The organism is Nitratireductor lacus, assembly GCF_056431025.1.
Genome location: NZ_JBWKMB010000015.1, coordinates 13,619 through 33,976 on the forward strand (window position 1 = coordinate 13,619; position 20,358 = coordinate 33,976).

Sequence of the window (20,358 nt, forward strand, 5' to 3'; positions counted from 1 at the left end):
AGGCAGAAACCATGAGCACAGCCAGACACTCCCCTGCCCGCTCCATCGCCGCCCACGCGGTGCTGGCGACCTACACGATCATCGCGCTCTTTCCGGTGTTCGTGATCGTCATCAATGCCTTCAAGTCGCGCAAGGCGATCTTCCGCACGCCACTGGAGCTTCCCAATGCGGAAACCTTCAGCCTGGTCGGCTTCGAAACGGTTCTGAAACAGGGCGATTTTCTGCTCTATTTCCAGAACAGCTTCGTGGTCACCGTCGTGTCGCTGTTCATGGTGCTTCTGTTCGGCGCAATGGCTGCCTTCGCGCTTGCCGAATACCGCTTCAAGGGCAATTCTCTGATGGGCCTTTACCTGGCGCTCGGCATCATGATCCCGATCCGGCTCGGCACGGTGGCGATCCTGCAGATGATGGCCGCCTCCGGCCTCGTCAACACGCTCACCTCGCTGATCCTCGTCTACACGGCGCAGGGCCTGCCGCTCGCTGTCTTCATTCTGTCGGAGTTCATGCGGCAGGTCTCCGATGACCTGAAGAACGCCGGCCGCATCGACGGGCTCAGCGAATACCGCATCTTCTTCCGCCTCGTCCTGCCGCTGGTGCGGCCGGCCATGGCCACCGTTGCGGTCTTCACGATGATCCCGATCTGGAACGATCTCTGGTTCCCGCTGATCCTGGCGCCGGCCGAGGCAACGAAGACCATCACGCTCGGCGCGCAAGTCTTCATCGGCCAGTTCGTCACCAACTGGAACGCGGTTCTGGCGGCCCTGTCGCTCGCCATCCTGCCGGTGCTGATCCTCTATCTGATCTTCTCGCGCCAGCTGATCCGCGGCATCACTTCTGGAGCCGTGAAATGAGTGCGCAGGAGACCCCGGTGCGGGTGCTGGTCGCCGGGCTCGGCAATATGGGCATGAGCCATGCGCTCGCCTATCACGCCAATCCCGGCTTCGAGATTGTCGGCCTCGTCTCGCGCTCGAAGCCGGATCTGCCGGATGCACTGAAAGACTATCCGCATTTCACCAGCTTCGACGAAGCACTGACCGAGACAAAACCGGACCTGGCCTCGATCAACACCTATTCGGACAGCCATGCGCCCTATGCCATCGCGGCTATGGAAGCGGGCGCACATGTCTTCGTTGAGAAGCCTCTGGCGACGACTGTCGCCGATGCACGGCGCGTCGTGGAGACGGCGAAAACGCACAATCGCAAGCTCGTGGTGGGCTACATCCTGCGCCACCACCCCTCCTGGGTGAAGCTGATCGAGGAAGCGCGCCAGCTTGGCGGACCCTATGTCTTCCGGCTGAACCTGAACCAGCAGTCCTCCGGCCCCACCTGGCTGACACACAGGCAATTGATGCAGACGACGCCCCCTATCGTGGACTGCGGTGTTCACTATGTGGACGTGATGTGCCAGATCACCGACGCCAGACCGGTGAAGGTTCGCGGCATGGGCGTTCGGCTCTCAGACGAGATCGCTCCGGACATGTACAATTACGGGCATTTCCAGGTCATGTTCGAAGATGGCTCGGTCGGCTGGTACGAAGCCGGCTGGGGTCCGATGATGTCGGAGACCGCCTTCTTCGTAAAAGACATCGTCTCGCCGAAGGGTTCCGTTTCCATCGTGATGGACGACGGCGCGAAGTCGGACGATATCGACGCGCACACGCAGACCTCACGCATCCGTATCCACCGGGCCGAGACCGACGCCGGGGGCCGGTTCGCCAATGAGGATACGCTCCTCTCGATGGAAGGCGAGCCGGGGCACCAAGAGCTGTGCGACCGCGAACAGGCCTTCGTTCTGAAGGCCATTCGCGAAGACCTCGATCTCACACGGCACATGAACGATGCCGTGCAATCCCTCAACATCTGCCTCGCCGCCGACGAAAGTGTGCGAAGCGGCAAGGAAATAGAACTGTAGGACGAAACCGTGGGCTCACTCGCACTCAAGAACATCACCAAGTCGTTCGGCCAGGTCGACGTCATCAAAGGCGTGGATCTGGAGGTTGAAGACGGCGAACTCGTCATCTTTGTCGGCCCATCGGGCTGCGGAAAATCCACCCTTCTGCGCATCATCGCCGGCCTGGAAGACGCCAGTGGCGGCAGCATTGCCATCGACAGCGCCGATGTGAGCTCAACGCCCCCCTCCAGGCGCGGCATCGCCATGGTGTTCCAGACCTATGCGCTCTATCCGCACCTCACCGTACGCGACAATATGAGCCTCGGCCTGAAACAGGCAAAGCATCCTGCCGCGCACATTGCCGAGCGGGTGGATTTTGCCTCGAAAATGCTGTCGCTCGAGCCCTATCTCGACCGCCGGCCGGCCGAACTTTCAGGCGGCCAGCGCCAGCGCGTCGCGATCGGTCGCGCCGTGGTTCGCAAGCCCAAGCTCTTCCTGTTCGACGAACCGCTCTCCAATCTGGATGCTGCGCTACGCGTCAACACGCGTCTTGAGATTGCGCGCCTCCACCGCGAGCTGGGGGCGACCATGGTCTACGTTACCCATGATCAGACCGAAGCCATGACACTCGCTGACCGCATCGTGGTTCTGAATGGCGGCAGGATCGAGCAGGTCGGTACCCCGATGGAGCTCTACAACGACCCGGCCAATCTTTTCGTCGCCGGCTTCATCGGCTCTCCGCAAATGAACTTCATTGACGCCGGGCTGCTCGGCCGCGAAGACGCAAAGACCATTGGCATCCGCCCGGAGCACATCTCGATCGTTCCCGCCAACGGCGACATCAAGGGGCGCGTATCCCACATCGAGCATCTGGGCGCGGACACGAACCTCTATCTCGACTGCGGCGATGCGGGCCTTCTGTGCGCACGCCTGTTCGGCGAACACCAGTTTGAGATCGACAGTGAGTTATACGCAAAGTTCGATGAAACCCGGGTGTTCCGGTTCGATGATCAGGGCAAGGCTATCCCCCGGACAGCCTGACACGCCGGATTGAGATTTCAGCCAGCGACCCGGACCGCTGCCTCTATGCAACACTGTGCCATTTTGTAACGGAATCATGTGACATAAAGCTTCTCCTCGCCTGAAAACCTTGCATCCCAAGAAAAGCGCGCTTAGTCGATCGTTAACGGTACGCACGGAAGCTGTGCCGGTGACGGCGAGATGGACCAGGGGTGGCTCGGCAATGGAAAGTGAATTCGTTCCAGTATCCAGGCGCGTCACCATACAGGATGGTGTGTACCAGCAGCTTCGTCATGCACTCATGGTCGGTCGCTTTGACCCGGGCCAGACGCTGACCATAGCTTCGCTCGCCGACTCCTTCGGCACCAGCCACATGCCGGTGCGCGAAGCTCTGCGTCGGCTGGCGGCTGAAAACGCGCTTGAAATTGCGCCGAACGGGTCTGCCCGCGTTCCCGCCATCAGCAAGGCGCGGCTCGACGACCTGTGTCGCGCACGCATTGCCATCGAAGGTCTCGCTGCAGAGCTCGCCGTCCCCACCACCGGCGACGCGGATATCAACGCGCTTGAGGACCTGGTGAAGGCACACGAAACCTCCAGTCACGAAGAGAGCATCTACACCATGCTGGTGAAGAACCAGGAGTTTCACTTCACCCTTTATCAGGGCTCCGGTTCTGAAGTGCTGTTGCAACTGGCCGAGTCGCTCTGGCTGCGCTTCGGCCCCTACATGCGCATGCTGACGCGCCATCTGGAGCCTACGCTGCGCTCGCGCGAGGGCGAAACATACACCCGCCATCATCACGATGCGATCGCAGCGTTACGCCGACGCGACGGAGCCGGTGTGCGCCAGGCAATCAGCGAGGACATCAAATCCACACAGACCCTGCTTCGCCCTCTTTGCGACTGAAGTCGCATTTTTTTGACTGGCCCGCGCCGAAGAGCGCTCTGGAGCAAGCGCCCGGAGCTGGAACGTGAAAAACTGACGACAAATCCATTCTGCCAGAGCATTTTGCAATCAGGTGGAGGCACCTGACATCCGCACAAATGCGGAAAAACAGACAGATCGAACGGAGCGACATTTCCGTGAAACGGTGAACCGCACCAGCCGGAGATTTGCCATGAACCAGAATGACAAGGCCAGCACCTTCCACGCCCTGCATGTGAAGGGAGACCCCCTCGTTCTCTACAACATCTGGGATGCAGGTTCGGCAGCAGCGGTGGCGAGCGCGGGCGCGCAGGCTCTGGCCACGGGAAGCTGGTCGGTCGCTGCGGCCCATGGCTATGGCGACGGCGAGAAAATCCCGCTAGCGTATCTCGCCCAGGTGGCCGGGCGCATCGTGGAAACGGTGAACCTGCCCCTCTCGGTGGATTTCGAAGGCGCCTATGCCACGGACCCGAAAGGTGCGGCTGACAATGTCTCACGCATTCTCGACGCAGGCGCGGTGGGCATCAATTTCGAAGATCAGATCGTCGGTGGCGACGGTCTGCACGCGATTGCCGATCAGGCGAAACGCATCTCTGCCATCCGCGCCATGGCGGAGAAGCGGGGGATACCGCTCTTCATCAATGCCCGCACCGATCTGTTCCTCAAGGAAAGCGACCGTGGCCGGCATCCAGCGCTGCTCGCCGAGGCGAAGGAGCGCGCCAGGGCCTTTGCCGATGCCGGTGCCAGCGGCTTCTTTGCCCCCGCACTGGTGGATGAAGCTCTGATCGAAGACCTTTGCGGCGCTTCCAGCCTGCCCGTCAACATCATGGCCATGAAGACTGCGCCGGATGCCGCGACACTCGGGCGGCTCGGCGTTGCCCGCATCAGCCACGGTCCCGCCCCCTACCGCGCAGCCATGGCGTGGCTCAAAGAGGCGGCGAGCGGGATTTACGGATAGCGGACGGGTTTGCACCGGGCGCTCTGGCGCCTGGTGGTACCAGAAGGTCCAGACCGGTCAGTCGGCGGCAGGCGGCTTGTTCCAGTGGATGTGCTCCAGCGCCTGGATACGGCCACGCGCGGAATCCCAGTCCCTGTGCGTCACACGATCAACAATCGCCTCCACGAGCGCCATCAGCACCACACCGGAATCCCAGGTGCGTCCCGAATCGATGGCGCAAGGCAGAACCACCTTGGCGTAGCGTGAGATCGGTGACAGCCAGCTATCGGTGATCAATACGATACGTGCCTTGCGCTCGCACAGAAGCTCGCTCAGATGGACAAGGTCGCGCTGGTAGCGGCGAATATCGAAGAGCACCACCACATCGCCCGCCTTAACATCAAGCAACTGATCATCCCATGTGGAGGTCTGGTCCTGAAATCGGCGCACATTGGGCCGCACAATCCGCAGATGCGCCGCCATGTAGCGCGCGATGGCATCGCTGAAACGCCCTCCGAGCGTGTAGCAGGAGGCCTTCGGATCGGAGAGCAGCGCGCAGGCCGCCTCGAACTCGCTTTCGGGTATGGCCTCGAGGGTCGCCTGAATGTTGGCGGTTGCGCGCGAAAAATAAGCGCCGAGCGCAGAACCATCCAGGCTGCGCGCCGCCGAGCTATCCCCCTTCTCAAGCGGAGAAAGCAGTTCTGCCTGGATTTCGGCGCGCAGCGCCCGCTGAAATTCCGGATACCCGGAAAAGCCCAGCCGCGACACGAAACGCAGAACGGTTGGGGCACTGGTGCCGGCACGGCCGGCAAATTCGGCAACGGTCGACAGGCCACTGCTTGGATAATTGGCAAGAAACGTATGTGCCACCTTGCGCTCGGCATCGGTCATCTGACCGAGTGCCCCGTGAACCTGCTCTTTCGTGCCCAAACGCGTCTCTCCAACCACTCCGGATTTCGGTCCGTAATAAAAATTACACGATTGACAAAATCGCGGCAATGCTAATCATTATTACAAATCTGCTGCATGGTGACGTTTCACCCGGAAAATCAAAGGGGCAAGCAGATCTACAGGGAGGTTTGATGGCCAGCGCGCTGCTTGTTCCATCCGATGGAGAGCCGTTCCAGATCGAACGCATCGACGGGCAATCGCCCGTCATTCTGGTATGCGAACACGCATCGCGCATCATTCCCCGTTCGCTTTCGACACTCGGTGCGAAGCCGGACACGCTGACAAGTCATGCCGCCTGGGACATCGGCGCGCTGGCGACGGCACAAAAACTCTCGGCCCTACTCGACGCTCCGCTCATCCACCAGCGTTTCTCGCGCCTTGTCTACGATTGCAATCGACCGCCAGAGGCGCCGGATGCCATTCCGGAGATGAGCGAAGTCCATGCGATTCCCGGCAATCGCAATCTGCCGGACGAAGCGCGGCAACAGCGTATCGCGGAAATCTACGAACCCTTTCGCCAGGCGCTCGCGGACCTTGTCGCAGCGCGCACCGGTCCGCTGAATCAGCCGGTTATCGTCACGATCCACTCTTTCACACGGGTCTATTTCGGCATTGCCCGCCATCGCGCAATCGGCCTTCTGCACGATCGCGACCGGCGGCTGGCGGACGCCATGCTGCAGCTTGCCGAAAATGAGGGCATCACCAACGCGATGCGCAATTATCCCTATGGGCCCGATGACGGCGTCACGCACACGCTGCGCCTTCATGCCGTTCAGCACGGTCTGCTCAACGTCATGATCGAATACTGCAGCGACCTGATCGACACCGAACCGGGGCAGGACGAATGGGCCGGGCGCACGGCAAGACTGCTTGAAGCAGCGCTGCAGCGCTTTCACATCGACATACACGCAGCCGGACCGGAACAAGCCTGACAAGAAAAGGCCGGCGCAGAACCAGAGCGGGAAAACAGGGGAACAAAAATGGGAGACGGGAAGCGATGCCGAACGCCATAAGGCGCTATGTGCGCCTGATCGATCGAACAAACCATTATGTCGGCCTGGTGGTCATGTATATGATCTTCCTGATGATCGGCATATTGCTCTATTCGTCGATCATGAAGACCGTGGCCATTCCGCCTCTGTGGACACTGGAAATGGCACAGTTCGCCATGGTTGCCTATTACATGGTCGGCGGCGGCTGGGCATTGCAGAACGACGCGCACGTGCGCATGGATCTGATCTATGCACGCTGGTCGCCCCGCACGAAGGCGCTTGTCGATTCCATCACCGTTCTGTTCCTGATCTTCTATCTCTCGCTTCTGCTCTATGGCGGTTTTTCCTCCACCTCCTATGCACTCCAATATAGCGAGACGAGCTATTCGGCCTGGTCACCCTACATGGCACCCATCAAGATCATCATGTGCATCGGCATCGCCCTGACGCTGCTTCAGGCCGTTGCCCAGCTCTTCAGGGACATTGCGCGGGTGCGCGGGGAGGAGCTGCCATGAGCTACGAATTGACCGCGATCCTCATGTTCAGCGGCATGATGGGCCTCCTCCTGACAGGCCAGCGCGTGTTTGGCGCCATCGGTTTCATTGCGGTGGCCTTCGCGCTGCTGCTTTGGGGCACGGGTGGCTCCGAGATCGCCTTTTCCGCCGCCATGAAACTGATGAAATGGTACGCGCTGCTGACGCTGCCGCTCTTCATCTACATGGGTTACATGCTGTCGGAATCGGGTATTGCCGACGATCTCTACAAGATGTTCCATGTGTGGTTCGGCCCGGTGCGCGGCGGGCTTGCCATCGGAACGATCGCGCTCATGGTGGTTATTTCCGCCATGAACGGCCTCTCCGTCGCCGGCATGGCCATCGGCGCGACAATCGCGCTGCCGGAACTGCTCAGACGCGGCTACGACAAGATCATGGTGACCGGCGTCATCCAGGCAGGTTCATCGCTCGGCATCCTCGTGCCGCCCAGCGTGGTGCTGGTGCTCTACGCCATGATCGCGCGCCAGCCGGTCGGCCAGCTCTGGCTTGCAGGCGTGTTTCCGGGCCTGCTCATGGCCGGGCTTTTCATTCTCTACATCGCGATCCGGTGCTGGCTGCAGCCCAATCTCGGGCCTGTGCTTCCTGCCGAAGAGCGCCGCATCCCGATGTCGGAAAAGCTCAAGCTCCTGTCGGCCGGCATTCTGCCCTTCATGATCTTCTTCCTGATGACCGGGCTTTTCGTCATGGGCGTCACCAGCCTTGTCGAAAGCTCTGCCATCGGCGCGGTTTCGGCAACCGCCGCCGCCGCTATCCGTGGCCGGCTCACGTTGAAGGTGATCCACGACACGGTGCGCAAGACGCTTTCCGTCTCGTGCATGTTTATGTGGATCATCCTGGCCGCGCTCTGCTTCGGCGCGGTGTTCGACGGGCTGGGTGCGGTCAGGGCCATCGAGGGTTTCTTCCTCGATCAGCTCGGACTTTCCCCCTGGGAAGTGCTGATCCTGATGCAGCTTTCCTATCTCATCATGGGCATGTTCCTGGACGATACGGCGATGCTGGTCATCGTCGCGCCGCTCTACGTGCCACTCGTCAAGCTGCTCGGTTTCGACCTTATCTGGTACGGCGTGCTCTACACGATCACCTGCCAGATCGCCTACATGACCCCGCCCTTCGGCTACAATCTGTTCCTGATGCGGGCCATGGCGCCGCCGGAAATCAAGCTCGGAGACATATACCGATCCATTGTGCCCTTCGTGGCAGTGATGGTGTTCGCACTGATCATCGTCATGGCTTTCCCCCAGATCGCGCTATGGCTCCCGCAACACGTATATTCGCGATGAAACAGCCATGAAACCAAGGAGGTGACGACAAGAAAAGCCTGCGGCAATGCCCGGCAACAACGACCGGGACAACAACCAGAGGAGTGAACGAAGATGCAAAACAGACGCGACTTTCTCAAGAAAGCGGGCATGGCATCGGCGGCAGCAGCCGGGACCACGGCCCTTGCAACGCCCTATGTTCATGCGCAAAGCCCGATCCGCTGGCGGCTGCAGACCTATGCCGGCGCCGCCCTTGCCGAACATGTCGTCAAACCGGCCATCGACGCCTTCAACAAGGCAGCCAATGGCGAGATGGAAATCGAGCTCTACTATGCCGACCAGCTCGTACCGACGGGTGAGCTTTTCCGCGCCATGCAGAACGGCACGATCGACGCCGTGCAGTCGGACGACGATTCCATGGCAGCGCCGGTCGATGTGTCGGTCTTCGGCGGCTATTTCCCCTTTGCCACGCGCTATTCGCTCGATGTGCAGGCGCTCTTCTACAAGCATGGCCTGGCCGAGATATGGGAAGAAGCCTATGGCGAGGTCGAAGGTGTGACATGGCTTTCGGCGGGGTCATGGGACCCCTGCCACTTCAACACCAAGGAACCCATCAAGAGCCTTGAAGACCTGAAGGGCAAGCGTGTCTTCACCTTCCCGACAGCCGGCAAGTTCCTTTCCCGCTTCGGTGTCGTTCCCGTCACGCTTCCATGGGAAGACGTGGAAGTGGCCGTGCAGACGGGCGAGCTCGACGGCATCGCCTGGTCGGGCATCACGGAGGATTACACGGTGGGCTGGGCTGACGTGACGCCCTATCTGCTCACCAACAATATCTGCGGTGCCTGGGTTGGCTCCTTCTTTGCCAACTCCGACCGCTGGAACGAGGTGCCGGATCATCTCAAACAGCTCTTCCGGCTGGCGATGGACTCCTCGCACTACTACCGCCTGCACTGGTACTGGGCCGGCGAGGCGGACCTGCGCGTCAATGGCGGCAAGATGGAACTCACCACCATCCCCGACGCGGAATGGGCGACCGTGGAAGCCGAAGCGGAAAAATTCTGGGATGAGATCGCTGCCGAAGGCGGCCGCAAGGAGCGCGTGGTTCAGATCCTGCGCAACTACCGTTCCCTCATGCAGAAAGCCGGTCCGCCCTATCGCTACGGCTGATCCGGAAGAAGCGCATGGCCCCGGACCTTTCTCCGGGGCCAAACCCAAAAACACCGACAGGACGAATTGAATGGCGGGCAAACTGACTTTGGAAAGCCTCAAAGCGGCAGCGGAGGCCGGCGAGATCGACACGGTGCTCGTGGCGCTGGTCGACATGCAGGGGCGCCTGATGGGCAAGCGTTTCCACGTGGACTTCTTCCTCGAAAGCGCATTCGAGGAAACCCATAGCTGCAACTACCTGCTCGCCACCGACATGGAGATGTTCACGGTCGAGGGCTACCGCGCGACGAGCTGGTCGGCGGGCTATGGTGACTACACGATGAAGCCGGACCTTTCGACCATGCGCCGCATTCCCTGGCTGGAAGGCACGGCGCTGGTTCTGTGCGACGTGCTCGACCACCACACGCATGACGACGTGCCCCATTCGCCGCGCGCCATCCTGAAAAAGCAGGTCGCCCTGCTAGAAACCATGGGCATGAAGGCCATGATGGCCTCGGAACTGGAATTCTTCCTCTTCCGCGACACATTCGAGGAAGCGGCAGCGAAAGGCTATCGCGGGCTGGAGCGCATCAGCGCCTACAACGAGGATTACCACATCTTCCAGACCACCAAGGAGGAGGATGTGATGCGGGCAATCCGCAACGGCCTCAACGGCGCGGATGTGCCGGTGGAGAACTCCAAGGGCGAGGCCGATGCCGGTCAGGAGGAGATCAACGTCCGCTACACGGATGCGCTCACCATGGCCGACCGCCACGCCATCGTGAAAAACGGCTGCAAGGAGATCGCCTGGAAGGCCGGTCGCGCCATCAGCTTCATGGCCAAGTGGGACGACAGGGCAGCCGGCAATTCCTCGCATGTCCATCAATCGCTCTGGACGCTGGATGGCAAGCCGCTCTTCTTCGACCCCTCGGGCGAACACGGCATGTCGGACATGATGAAACACTATATGGCGGGCCTGCTCGCCCATGCCGGCGAAATCACCTATTTCCTCGCGCCCTACATCAATTCCTACAAGCGCTTCGCGGCCGGCACCTTCGCCCCCACCAAGGCGATCTGGTCGTTCGACAACCGCACGGCGGGCTACCGCGTCTGCGGCGAGGACACGAAAGCGGTGCGCGTGGAATGCCGGGTCGGCGGCGCCGACCTGAACCCCTATCTTGCCTTCGCGGCCCTGATCGCGGCAGGCATTGATGGCATCGAAAACAAGAGAGAGCTGGAGCCGGCCTTTGTCGGCGACGCGTATGAGGGCGAAGGGATCCGCGAGATCCCCAAAACCCTGCGCGACGCGGCAACCGCCCTTGACGGTTCAAAAATGCTGCGTGTGGCCTTTGGTGACGACGTTGTCGATCACTATGTCCATGCAGCCCGCTGGGAACAATCCGAATATGACCGCCGCGTCACCGACTGGGAGGTCAGGCGCGGTTTTGAGAGAGCATGACATGACGAAAACCCTGCAATGCATTTCCCCCATCGACGGATCGGTTTTTGCCGAGCGACCCGTGATGGACCCCGACAAGGCGGCCAAGCTTCTCGCCAATGCCCGCCAGGCGCAGAAAGCGTGGGCGGCGCGCGCCCTCGATGAACGCATCGCGCTCGTGAACGCCGGTGTATCCCGCCTCAACGAGATGAAAGACGAGGTGGTGCCGGAACTCGCCCACATGATGGGCCGCCCGGTGCGCTATGGCGGCGAGTTCGGCGGCATGAACGAGCGCTCCGCCTATATGGCCGAGATTGCCGAGCGTGCCCTCGCACCCATCGTTCTGGAAGATTCGGAAAGCTTCGCGCGCCGCATCGAACGCGTACCCCACGGGCTGGTCGGCGTCATCGCGCCGTGGAACTATCCCTACATGACGGCGATGAACACCATCGTTCCGGCCCTCATCGCCGGCAACGCCGTCGCGGTCAAGCACGCCACGCAGACGCTGCTCGTGGGCGAGCGCATCGTGCGCGCCTTCCATGAGGCGGGCATTCCCGAAGAACTGTTCGTCAACCTGTTCCTCGACCATGCCGGCACGGAGAAGCTGATCGGCGCGCGCTCCTTCGACTTCATCAATTTCACCGGCTCCGTCGGCGGTGGACGCGCCATCGAACGGGCGGCTGCCGGCACCTTCACCGGGCTCGGGCTCGAACTCGGCGGCAAGGACCCCGCCTATGTGATGGACGATGCCGACATTGACTGGGCGGTCGATGTGCTGATGGACGGCGCGATGTTCAATGCCGGCCAGTGCTGCTGCGGCATCGAGCGCATCTATGTCGCGGAGAAGCATTTCGACGGTTTTGTCGAGAAATCCGTCGACTGGGTGGGCAAGCTGAAACTCGGTAATCCGCTGGACGAGGACACCACCATCGGTCCGATGGCCAACAAGCGGTTTGCAGCCGAAGTGCGCAGCCAGACCGAAGATGCGCTGGCGCAGGGCGCAAAGGCGCTGGTCGATCCGAAAGCCTTCCCGGAAGATGATGGCGGCACCTATCTGATGCCGCAGATACTGGTGGACGTGAACCACCAGATGCGGGTGATGCGCGAGGAGAGCTTTGGCCCCGTCGTCGGCATCATGCCGGTGAAGAACGATGCCGAAGCGCTCGACCTCATGAACGATTGCGAGTTCGGCCTCACCGCCTCGCTCTGGACCGCCGATCCCGACCGCGCGGCGGCTATCGGTGCAGACATCGAAACGGGCACCGTTTTCATGAACCGTGCCGACTATCTCGACCCGGCCCTTTGCTGGACCGGCTGCAAGAACACCGGGCGCGGTGGTGCGCTTTCCGAAATCGGCTACCACAATCTGACCCGCCCAAAATCCTACCACATGAGAAAGAAACAGGCATGAAGCTCGAAGGAAACTGGTCCTATCCCACCGCTATACGGTTTGGCGCGGGGCGCATCAGGGAGCTGGCCAAGGCTTGCAAGGCAGCCGGCATTTCAAAACCGCTGCTGGTGACCGATCGCGGCCTTGCCGGCATGGACATCACGAAGAACGCGCTCGACATTCTGGAGGCTGCGGGCCTCGGGCGGGCCATGTTCTCGGAAGTCGATCCCAACCCGAATGACAAGAACCTCGAAGCCGGCGTGAAGGTTTTCAGGGATGGCGGTCATGATGGCGTCGTCGCCTTTGGCGGCGGTTCGGGGCTCGATCTCGGCAAGCTGATCGCCTTCATGGCGGGCCAGACACGTCCGGTCTGGGACTTTGAGGACATTGGCGACTGGTGGACGCGGGCGGATGCGTCGAAAATCGCACCGAATGTGGCCGTCCCCACAACTGCCGGCACCGGCTCGGAAGTGGGCCGCGCCGGCGTCCTCACCAATTCAGAAACCCATGTGAAGAAGATCATCTTCCACCCGAAGATTCTGCCCTCGGTGGTGATCTGCGATCCTGAACTGACCGTCGGCATGCCCAAGGCCATCACCGCCGGCACGGGGATGGACGCGTTTGCGCATTGTCTGGAGGCTTATTCCTCGCCCTTCTACCACCCGATGAGCCAGGGCATCGCTCTTGAAGGGCTTCGGCTCGTGAAGGAATATCTCCCCCGTGCCTACCGCGATGGAAGCGACCTCGAGGCCCGCGCGCAGATGATGAGCGCTGCCGCCATGGGCGCGGTCGCCTTTCAGAAGGGGCTCGGCGCCATCCACGCGGTCTCGCACCCGGTCGGCGCAATCTACAACACACACCATGGAACCACCAATGCGGTGGTAATGCCGGCTGTGCTGAAACTCAACCGACCGGAGATCGAGGAGCGCATCGCTGCCGCTGCCGCCTATCTCGGCATTGCAGGCGGATTCGATGGCTTCTTCGATTTCGTCATGAGCCTGCGCGCAGAGCTTGGCATTCCCGACCGGCTCGGCGACATGGGCGTCGGATCAGACCGCATTGACGAGATGGTGGAAATGGCTCTGGAAGACCCGAGTGCCGGCGGCAACCCGGTCAAGCTGACCGTTGCCAACACGAAGACGCTGTTCGAAGCCTGCATCTGAGGCGTGGCGCACCCGCCCCTCATCCGCCTGCCGGCACCTTCTCCCCGCTTGCGGGGAGAAGGACAGCGCGGCGATGACGGCTGAACAATTTCACCGATGCAGTGAAGGGCGCAAGTACCGAAACTTCCTCCTTCTCCCCGCGCGCGGGGAGAAGGTGCCGGCAGGCGGATGAGGGGCCTGCGCCGATGTTAAAAGATAGCGCACTCCGTCCCGCCCTCGCCCTTCGCCTTTCGGCAAACTCAAGAAGCTCAGGATGAGGGCTGTGGTGGCGCGGCAAGCAGCATCCTATGCTGCGGATCTCCGGCCGCTCCCATAAACAGGAGCTTTCCAGCAGGATCCTCCCAGAGCGTCCTACCCTTTTACCAGTAACGAAGAGCGATACGGCTCACCCTTTGCTCACTGTCGCTTCGACCGCGTTGCCTTGCCTTTCCCTCATCCTGAGCTTCTTGAGCTTGCCGAAAGGCGAAGGGCGAGGGAAAGGGCACGCACCGCACGCATCATCACCTCCGCAGCCGCCCGCCTAAAGCTTCAGCAAAACGGTAATGATCCCAGCCTCGCCGCTATCCTTCACCACGAAACCGAAATCGCGGCACATGGCGAGCATCTTGGTGTTGTCGCTCAGAACGATGCCCTCAATGGCGCCAATGCCCTCTTCCCTGCCATAGTCGATGAGCTGCTTCAGCAGCGCAAACCCGAGACCGTGCCCCTGCAGGTCCGTGCGCACAAGCAGGCCATACTCGGCGATCTCCTTGTCAGGATCGGCAGAAAGACGGCCAATGCCCGCCATTTCCCCATCCTCTTCCCTGAGCGCGATGAAGGCCATGTCACGCTCGTAGTCGAGCTGGGTCAGCCGTTCCAGCATTTCATCTGGAAAGTGCTTGCGCGGGGCGAGGAAGCGGAACCGGATATCCTCCGGCGAAACGCGCGCCAGGAAATCCGGAAACAGCGCCACATCCGCCGGCTTGATCGGGCGCAGGTGGTAGCGGTGCCCCTCGAGGTTTACATCCTTTTCCCAGCCATCCGGATAAGGGCGGATGGCAAGATCCGGGTTCGGACCCTTGCGGTCGATTTCCGCCGGCTCGATCTCTATGCGCGCATCGAGCGCCACGACACCGTCGGCATCGGCCAGCAGCGGGTTGATGTCCATGCCCTTGATGCAGGGGAAATCGACGATCATCTGCGACACGGCGTTGAGGGCGCCAGCAATCGCATCGCTGTCGGCGGGCGCACGATCGCGGTATCCGGCCAGCAGTTTGCCTATGCGGGTCGACGCCATCAGGTCGCCGGCCAGCACATCGTCGAGCGGCGGCAGCGCAATGGCCGTATCCTCCATCACCTCCACCGCCGTGCCGCCCGCACCAAACATCACCACCGGCCCGAAAATCGGATCCTGACTGACACCGAGGATAAGCTCATGGGCGTGTTTGCGCACCACCATGGGCTGAACCGCAAAGCCTTCAAGCCCGTCGGCCATGCCCGCGTCGTCCAGCCGCTTCATGATGTTCTCGGCGGCCTTCTGCGCCGCTTCCGGCGTCTTGAGGCCAAGCACCACGCCGCCGACATCCGATTTGTGCGTGATGGTTCTGGAAAGAAGCTTGACGACAACCTTTTCCGAACTTTCGAGCAAGCGTGCAGTGGCCTCACTCACCGCTTCTGGTGTCTCGACAATCACAGTTTCAGGCACGGGAATCCCGTAGGCGGCAATGGCCGCCTTGGCTTCGGGTTCCGTCAACATGCGACGGCCTTCGGCAGCAACCTTTTCAAGGATGGCGCGCAGGCTTTCGCGGTCTCCCTGCACATCCTCGCTGCGGCTCGAAGGCACACGTGTCAACGCCTTCTGGGCACGTGACCATTCACCGAGATAGGAAAGCGCCGCAGTGGCACTCGACGGGGTGCTGAAATTTGCAATGCCCGCCTCCTGCAGGATGCGACGCCCCTCCCGCGCGGTCTCTTCGCCGAGCCAGCAGGTGATGAGCGGTTTGCCGTTCACCCGGCCCTTGTCGGCATGGGCCGCAACCGCGCGGGCGGCATCGGAGGGGGAGGCAAGGCCGGTCGGGCAATTGAAAACGAGAACGGCATCCGTGTCGGGGTCGTCTGCCACCGCCAAAAGCGCCTCGCTATAGCGCTCCGGCGGCGCATCGCCGATAATGTCGGCCGGGTTTGAATGCGACCAGTTGGGCGGCAGCGCCCGGTCCAGGCGGGCGATGGTTTCTGACGAAAACTCCGCCATCGTGCCGCCGAGATCATTGAGCCGGTCCACCGCCAGAACTCCGGCCCCGCCGCCATTGCTGACAATGCCCACATGGGCACGCTGCAGAGGGCGGAAGCGGGCGAGCACTTCCGCGGCATCGAACAGTTCGCCAAGATCGAGCACCCGCAGAATGCCGGCACGGCGCAGCGCCGCCTCGACCACGCGGTCTGCACCCGAAAGCGCGCCGGTGTGCGTTGCTGCTGCCTGAGCGGCCTGCGCGTGACGGCCTGCCTTGATGGCGATCACCGGTTTCAGCCGCGCCGCCGCCCGGGCGGCGGTCATGAATTTGCGCGGATTGGGGATTGTTTCGAGATACATGAGAATGCCGCGCGTGCGCCCGTCGCCAGCGAGCATTTCCAGATAGTCGCCCACATCCACGTCTGCCATGTCGCCCAGCGAGACGATGTGCGAGAAGCCAACGCCCTCCGCCGCCGCCCAGTCCACAAGCGACGTGGCAATCGCACCTGACTGCGACAGCAGAGCAAGCCCGCCGGGCCTGGCCTGCATATGCGCGAAGCTGGCGTTGAAATTCATCGGTGGGACGATCAGCCCCACCGTGTTCGGACCGATGATGCGGAAAAGATAGGGTTTTGCCGCATCGAGCATGGCCTGGCGCAGCCCGTTCTCCCGTGTCAGCCCGGCGGTGATCACAACCGCCGCGCGGGTGCCTTTCTCGCCTAAATCGCGAATGATTCCGGGCACGGTTTCCGGCGGAGTGACGATCACCGCAATGTCCGGGACGCCAGGAATATCGATGGCGCGCTTATAGCAGCGCCGGCCCGCCACTTCCCTGTATTTCGGATTGACGGGCCAGATCTCGCCTTCGAACCCGCCTTCCTGCAAATTTTGCATCACGATATGGCCAACGGCGCCGGCCCTCTTTGATGCCCCAATCACGGCAACGGAGCGTGGACGGGCGGCGAATTCAAGATTGCGGATCGTCATGAACGATGACTCCGGGTTCGCGCGGGTTGTGCGTTTCGGCATCACTATAGCGGCATGGCGCAACAACTGCGCAACCCGCGACATGCGGTTGCCCTCAGCCTATTGAGCGCGAGGAAACTCCAGACGCGGTACAGCGGCCACGAGCGCCTTGCCAGCCGGCGATTGCGGGCTGTCGATGATTTGCGAAGTCGGTCCCGTCTCGACAATACGGCCGCTCTCCATGATCGCCACCCGGTGGGAAACAAGACGCACGACCGCGAGATCATGCGCGATGAAGACGTAGGAGAGGCCTTCGCTTTTCTGCAAATCAGCAATGAGTTTCAGGATTTGGCCGCGTATCGACTGGTCGAGCGCGGAGACAGGCTCATCGAACACGATCAGCGACGGGTGCGCAGCCAAAGCGCGGGCGATGGCGACACGCTGGCGCTCGCCGCCCGACACTTCATGGACGCCACGCGCGGCATAGCTCGCGGGAAGCCCGACCCGCTCCAGAAGCGCGCCCACCCGCGCCGGGCGCGCTGCACGATCCGCAAGGCCATGGATGCGCAGCGGGTCCGCCAGCACACCGCCGATCGTCGCGCGCGGATTGAAGGCGGCAAGCGGATCCTGAAACACCATCTGGATTGCCCGGCGGCGCGCACGCAGCGCCCGCCCGCGAAGCCGGAGCCAGTCTTCACCCTGAAGCCGCACCGCCCCCGCATCCGCCGGCAAAAGCCTGAGCAGCACCCGCGCGAGCGTCGACTTGCCGCTGCCGGACGCGCCCACCAGACCCAGCGTTTCGCCCGGAGCAAGCGTCAGGTTCACATCGTCAAGCGCGGTCACCCTGCGCCCCCGGCTGATGAAGGTCTTGCAGAGGTTCTGCGCAACGAGAAGCGGCTCAGGCATCGGCCACCCCGTCGATCAGGCGCGGTGTGGAAAAATCAATCTGCGCGGCAAGAAGGCGCTCCGTACAGGCGTGCGCCGGCTGTGCGAGAACCGCCTGCGCCGCACCCTTTTCCACCAGATACGCCCGCTGAAAAACGGCAATGTCGTCGGCAAAGCCCGAGGCGAGCGCAATGTCATGCGTGATGAAGATCAGCGTCATGCCCGCCTCGCGCACCAGTTCGTCGAGCAGCGCCACGATCTCGGCCTGCACCACCATGTCGAGCGCGCTTGTGGGCTCGTCGGCGATCAGCAGCCCCGGCTTTGCCGCAATGGCGGCAGCGATGGCGATGCGCTGGCGCTGGCCGCCGGAAAACTGATGCGGATAGGCCCCAAGTGCGACCTGCGGATCTGGAATGCGCACCCGCTCAAGCAGAGCCAGCGCATGCGACCGCGCCGCGCGCCAGTCGAGCCCCAGATGCCGCACCGCGCCTTCCGCAACCTGTTCGCCAATGGTCAGAACGGGGTTGAGGCTGCCGCCGGGATCCTGAAACACCATGCCGATGTCGCGCCCCGCCACAGGCGGATGCGCAAGACCCGACCAGCCGATGCTCCCCTCGACCCGCGCCTGCGGCGCGAGCAAACCGGCAAGCGCCAGCGCCAACGTGCTCTTGCCCGATCCGCTTTCGCCGATCACCGCCAGCCTGCGGCCTTTCGCAATGTCGAGATCGACGCCCTGAAGCGCGAAGCTTCGCGCTTCATCACGTTCGTAGGAAACCGAGAGACCCCGGATTTCGGCCAGCGGCGCGCTCATCCGCGCGCCTCACGGCCCGCCATCGCGTCGGCCAGCCCCTCGCCCAGCAGATTGACGCCGAGCACGGTGGCCACGAGGCCCAGCCCCGGCACGATGGAAAGATGCGGCGCGGTGCGCAGCACATTGCGCCCCTCGGCGATCATCGAGCCCCAGGTCACCACATTGGGATCGCCAAGCCCGAGAAACGAAAGCGCCGCCTCCACCAGAACCGCCGTGGCGACAATCACCGCCGTCAGCGCCAAAACCGGCGGCAGCGCATTGGGCAGCACTTCGCGCAAAGCGATCTCGGCCGGATGCATGCCGATCACCCGCGCCGCCGCCACATAATCGCGCTCGCGGATCGTCAGGACTTCCGCCCGCACCAGCCGCGCCGGCCCGGTCCACGCACCAAGGGCAATGGCGAAAATGATGACCGGAAGCGATGCCCCGGTGACGCTGACAAAAGCCAGCGCCAGAAGGAAGCCCGGCACGATCTGAAACGCATCGACCACGCGCATGAGCGCCTCGTCCACCAGCCCGCCGGCAAGCCCCGCAACCGTGCCGACGAGCGCCCCGGCGGTGAGCGCGACCAGCGCCGTGGCGAGCCCGACCAGGAGCGATGTCCGCGCGCCATGCATCAGGCCCGCAGCCACATCGCGCCCCAGACGGTCCGTGCCAAGCGGAAGCGCCGCATCGGTGAAGGGCGCAGTCAGCGGCCGCCCGACAATCGCCAGCGGATCGCCCGGAAAAAGAAGCGGCGCTGCAAGCGCCATGGCGGCAAGCAGCACCAGGAGACAAAGCCCCGCCACCCCTTCAGGCGAGCGCAGAAGACGCCCTGCAACGCGGTTCACGACGACGCCTCCCCGCTGCCCACGCGCGGGTCGAGCAACGCATAAGCGATGTCCACCAGAAGATTGACGGCGATCACGAGCACCGCGCTGACGATGATGATGCCGGTCAGAAGCGGCGCATCGCGGCCGGAAACCGCTTCATGCGCAAGCCGCCCCAACCCCGGAATGGCGAACACGCTTTCCACCACAACACTGCCGCCCAGCATGGCCGCCGCCTGCAGGCCAAGCATGGTGACCAGTGGCAGAAGCGCATTGCGCGCCACATGACGCAGCACGATGCGCCGCCGCGCCAGCCCCTTGGCGCGCGCAAAAAGCACGAAATCCTGCCGCCAGGCCTCCGCCATGCCGGTCCGCATCATGCGCAGAAAAAGAGCCAGGTAAATGAAACCGAGCGCGGAGACCGGCAGCACCAGGTGCCAGGCAATGTCGGCCACGCGCGCCAGACCCGTCTTGCCGGAGGCGATGGTTTCGATGCCGGCTGTGGGAAACCAGCGCAGATCGACCGCGAACACCAGAACCAGCACAAGGCCAAGCCAGAAGCTCGGAACCGCGTAGAGCGCCAGCGATCCGATGGAAAGCGCCCGGTCCGTCAGGCTGCCGGGCCGTGCGCCGGCAACAATGCCCAGAAGCGAACCGAGCGAGAAGGCAAGCGCCGTCGCCGCGCCCATGAGCCAGAGCGTGTTGGGCAAGCGCTCCGCGATGAGGTCGAGAACCGGCCGGTCGAAGGCCACCGACCAGCCGAGATCGAACCGCAGAAGCGCGCCCACATAAAGCGTCAGCCGTTTCACAAGCGACTGGTCGAGCCCATAGCTCTGGCGAAGCTCCGCAACGAGGCCCGCATCGCCCCCGCCCAGCGAAAGCAGATAGGCGTCCACCGCATCGCCAGGTGCTGCTTCCAGAAGCAGAAACGTGCCAATAATGACGATGAGCAGCACCGGAATGCTGCTGACGATACGCCGCCGCGTCAAAGTCAGGGCCCGGTGCATGCCAGTGC

18 protein-coding genes are annotated in these 20,358 nt (G+C 62.6%); 12 read left to right on the forward strand and 6 right to left on the reverse strand.

Annotation, left to right across the window (positions count from 1 at the left end):
* The first annotated feature begins 11 nt into the window (after nucleotides 1-11).
* The 5 genes from AC07E3_RS13890 to AC07E3_RS13910 all read left to right on the forward strand — a co-directional run bounded on the left by AC07E3_RS13890 (nucleotide 12) and on the right by AC07E3_RS13910 (nucleotide 4,791).
* Nucleotides 12-851 carry a carbohydrate ABC transporter permease gene (locus AC07E3_RS13890; protein WP_478362689.1) on the forward strand — a complete coding sequence of 280 codons (840 nt, stop codon included), beginning with the start codon at nucleotides 12-14 and terminating at the stop codon, nucleotides 849-851.
* Entirely contained in the window at nucleotides 848-1,912 is a 1,065-nt protein-coding gene (locus tag AC07E3_RS13895; RefSeq protein ID WP_478362691.1) for a Gfo/Idh/MocA family protein, read from the forward strand. Before AC07E3_RS13890 ends, AC07E3_RS13895 begins: the two co-directional genes overlap by 4 nt.
* A 9-nt stretch (nucleotides 1,913-1,921) precedes the next feature.
* A complete protein-coding gene (locus AC07E3_RS13900; RefSeq protein WP_478362693.1) occupies nucleotides 1,922-2,932 on the forward strand; it encodes an ABC transporter ATP-binding protein in 1,011 nt (336 codons plus the stop codon).
* 202 nt (nucleotides 2,933-3,134) lie between these two features.
* Nucleotides 3,135-3,815 (forward strand): GntR family transcriptional regulator, encoded by a 681-nt coding sequence (locus AC07E3_RS13905; RefSeq protein WP_478362695.1) that lies wholly within the window; start codon nucleotides 3,135-3,137, stop codon nucleotides 3,813-3,815.
* Nucleotides 3,816-4,026: 211 nt separating this feature from the next.
* A complete protein-coding gene (locus AC07E3_RS13910) occupies nucleotides 4,027-4,791 on the forward strand; it encodes an isocitrate lyase/PEP mutase family protein (RefSeq protein WP_478362697.1) in 765 nt (254 codons plus the stop codon).
* A gap of 57 nt (nucleotides 4,792-4,848) precedes the next feature.
* On the opposite strand, the gene AC07E3_RS13915 is transcribed toward AC07E3_RS13910, so the two are convergent.
* Nucleotides 4,849-5,700, reverse strand: coding sequence for a MurR/RpiR family transcriptional regulator (locus tag AC07E3_RS13915; RefSeq protein ID WP_223006258.1), 852 nt, complete (start codon nucleotides 5,698-5,700; stop codon nucleotides 4,849-4,851).
* 152 nt (nucleotides 5,701-5,852) lie between these two features.
* On the opposite strand from AC07E3_RS13915, the gene AC07E3_RS13920 reads away from it, so the two are divergent.
* The 7 genes from AC07E3_RS13920 (at nucleotide 5,853) to AC07E3_RS13950 (ending at nucleotide 13,663) form a co-directional block, all read left to right on the forward strand.
* On the forward strand, nucleotides 5,853-6,653 hold the full coding sequence (locus AC07E3_RS13920) for an N-formylglutamate amidohydrolase (protein ID WP_478362699.1): 801 nt from the start codon (nucleotides 5,853-5,855) through the stop codon (nucleotides 6,651-6,653).
* Between the two features lie 65 nt (nucleotides 6,654-6,718).
* The gene (locus AC07E3_RS13925; protein ID WP_478362701.1) at nucleotides 6,719-7,228 is read left to right on the forward strand and encodes a TRAP transporter small permease subunit; all 510 of its coding nucleotides are present in this window, start codon (nucleotides 6,719-6,721) and stop codon (nucleotides 7,226-7,228) included.
* Nucleotides 7,225-8,547, forward strand: a complete 1,323-nt coding sequence (locus tag AC07E3_RS13930) for a TRAP transporter large permease (RefSeq protein WP_336069032.1) — start codon at nucleotides 7,225-7,227, stop codon at nucleotides 8,545-8,547. The genes AC07E3_RS13925 and AC07E3_RS13930 overlap by 4 nt, the downstream gene beginning before the upstream one ends.
* A gap of 93 nt (nucleotides 8,548-8,640) precedes the next feature.
* On the forward strand, nucleotides 8,641-9,693 hold the full coding sequence (locus AC07E3_RS13935) for a TRAP transporter substrate-binding protein (RefSeq protein ID WP_025030459.1): 1,053 nt from the start codon (nucleotides 8,641-8,643) through the stop codon (nucleotides 9,691-9,693).
* Nucleotides 9,694-9,763: 70 nt separating this feature from the next.
* On the forward strand, nucleotides 9,764-11,131 hold the full coding sequence (locus AC07E3_RS13940) for a glutamine synthetase family protein (protein ID WP_478362704.1): 1,368 nt from the start codon (nucleotides 9,764-9,766) through the stop codon (nucleotides 11,129-11,131).
* 1 nt (nucleotide 11,132) lies between these two features.
* Entirely contained in the window at nucleotides 11,133-12,521 is a 1,389-nt protein-coding gene (locus AC07E3_RS13945) for an aldehyde dehydrogenase family protein (RefSeq protein ID WP_478362706.1), read from the forward strand.
* Entirely contained in the window at nucleotides 12,518-13,663 is a 1,146-nt protein-coding gene (locus tag AC07E3_RS13950) for an iron-containing alcohol dehydrogenase (protein WP_478362708.1), read from the forward strand. The genes AC07E3_RS13945 and AC07E3_RS13950 overlap by 4 nt, the downstream gene beginning before the upstream one ends.
* 520 nt (nucleotides 13,664-14,183) lie before the next feature.
* Here the strand turns inward: AC07E3_RS13950 and AC07E3_RS13955 are convergent.
* The 5 genes from AC07E3_RS13955 to AC07E3_RS13975 form a co-directional block, all read right to left on the reverse strand.
* Nucleotides 14,184-16,859, reverse strand: coding sequence for a bifunctional acetate--CoA ligase family protein/GNAT family N-acetyltransferase (locus tag AC07E3_RS13955; RefSeq protein WP_478362710.1), 2,676 nt, complete (start codon nucleotides 16,857-16,859; stop codon nucleotides 14,184-14,186).
* 99 nt (nucleotides 16,860-16,958) lie between these two features.
* The gene (locus AC07E3_RS13960; RefSeq protein ID WP_478362712.1) at nucleotides 16,959-17,744 is read right to left on the reverse strand and encodes an ABC transporter ATP-binding protein; all 786 of its coding nucleotides are present in this window, start codon (nucleotides 17,742-17,744) and stop codon (nucleotides 16,959-16,961) included.
* The gene (locus AC07E3_RS13965) at nucleotides 17,737-18,534 is read right to left on the reverse strand and encodes an ATP-binding cassette domain-containing protein (protein WP_478362714.1); all 798 of its coding nucleotides are present in this window, start codon (nucleotides 18,532-18,534) and stop codon (nucleotides 17,737-17,739) included. The genes AC07E3_RS13960 and AC07E3_RS13965 overlap by 8 nt, the downstream gene beginning before the upstream one ends.
* Nucleotides 18,531-19,364, reverse strand: coding sequence for an ABC transporter permease (locus AC07E3_RS13970; protein WP_478362716.1), 834 nt, complete (start codon nucleotides 19,362-19,364; stop codon nucleotides 18,531-18,533). The genes AC07E3_RS13965 and AC07E3_RS13970 overlap by 4 nt, the downstream gene beginning before the upstream one ends.
* Nucleotides 19,361-20,350 carry an ABC transporter permease gene (locus AC07E3_RS13975; RefSeq protein ID WP_478362718.1) on the reverse strand — a complete coding sequence of 330 codons (990 nt, stop codon included), beginning with the start codon at nucleotides 20,348-20,350 and terminating at the stop codon, nucleotides 19,361-19,363. Before AC07E3_RS13975 ends, AC07E3_RS13970 begins: the two co-directional genes overlap by 4 nt.
* Between the last annotated feature and the right edge of the window lie 8 nt (nucleotides 20,351-20,358).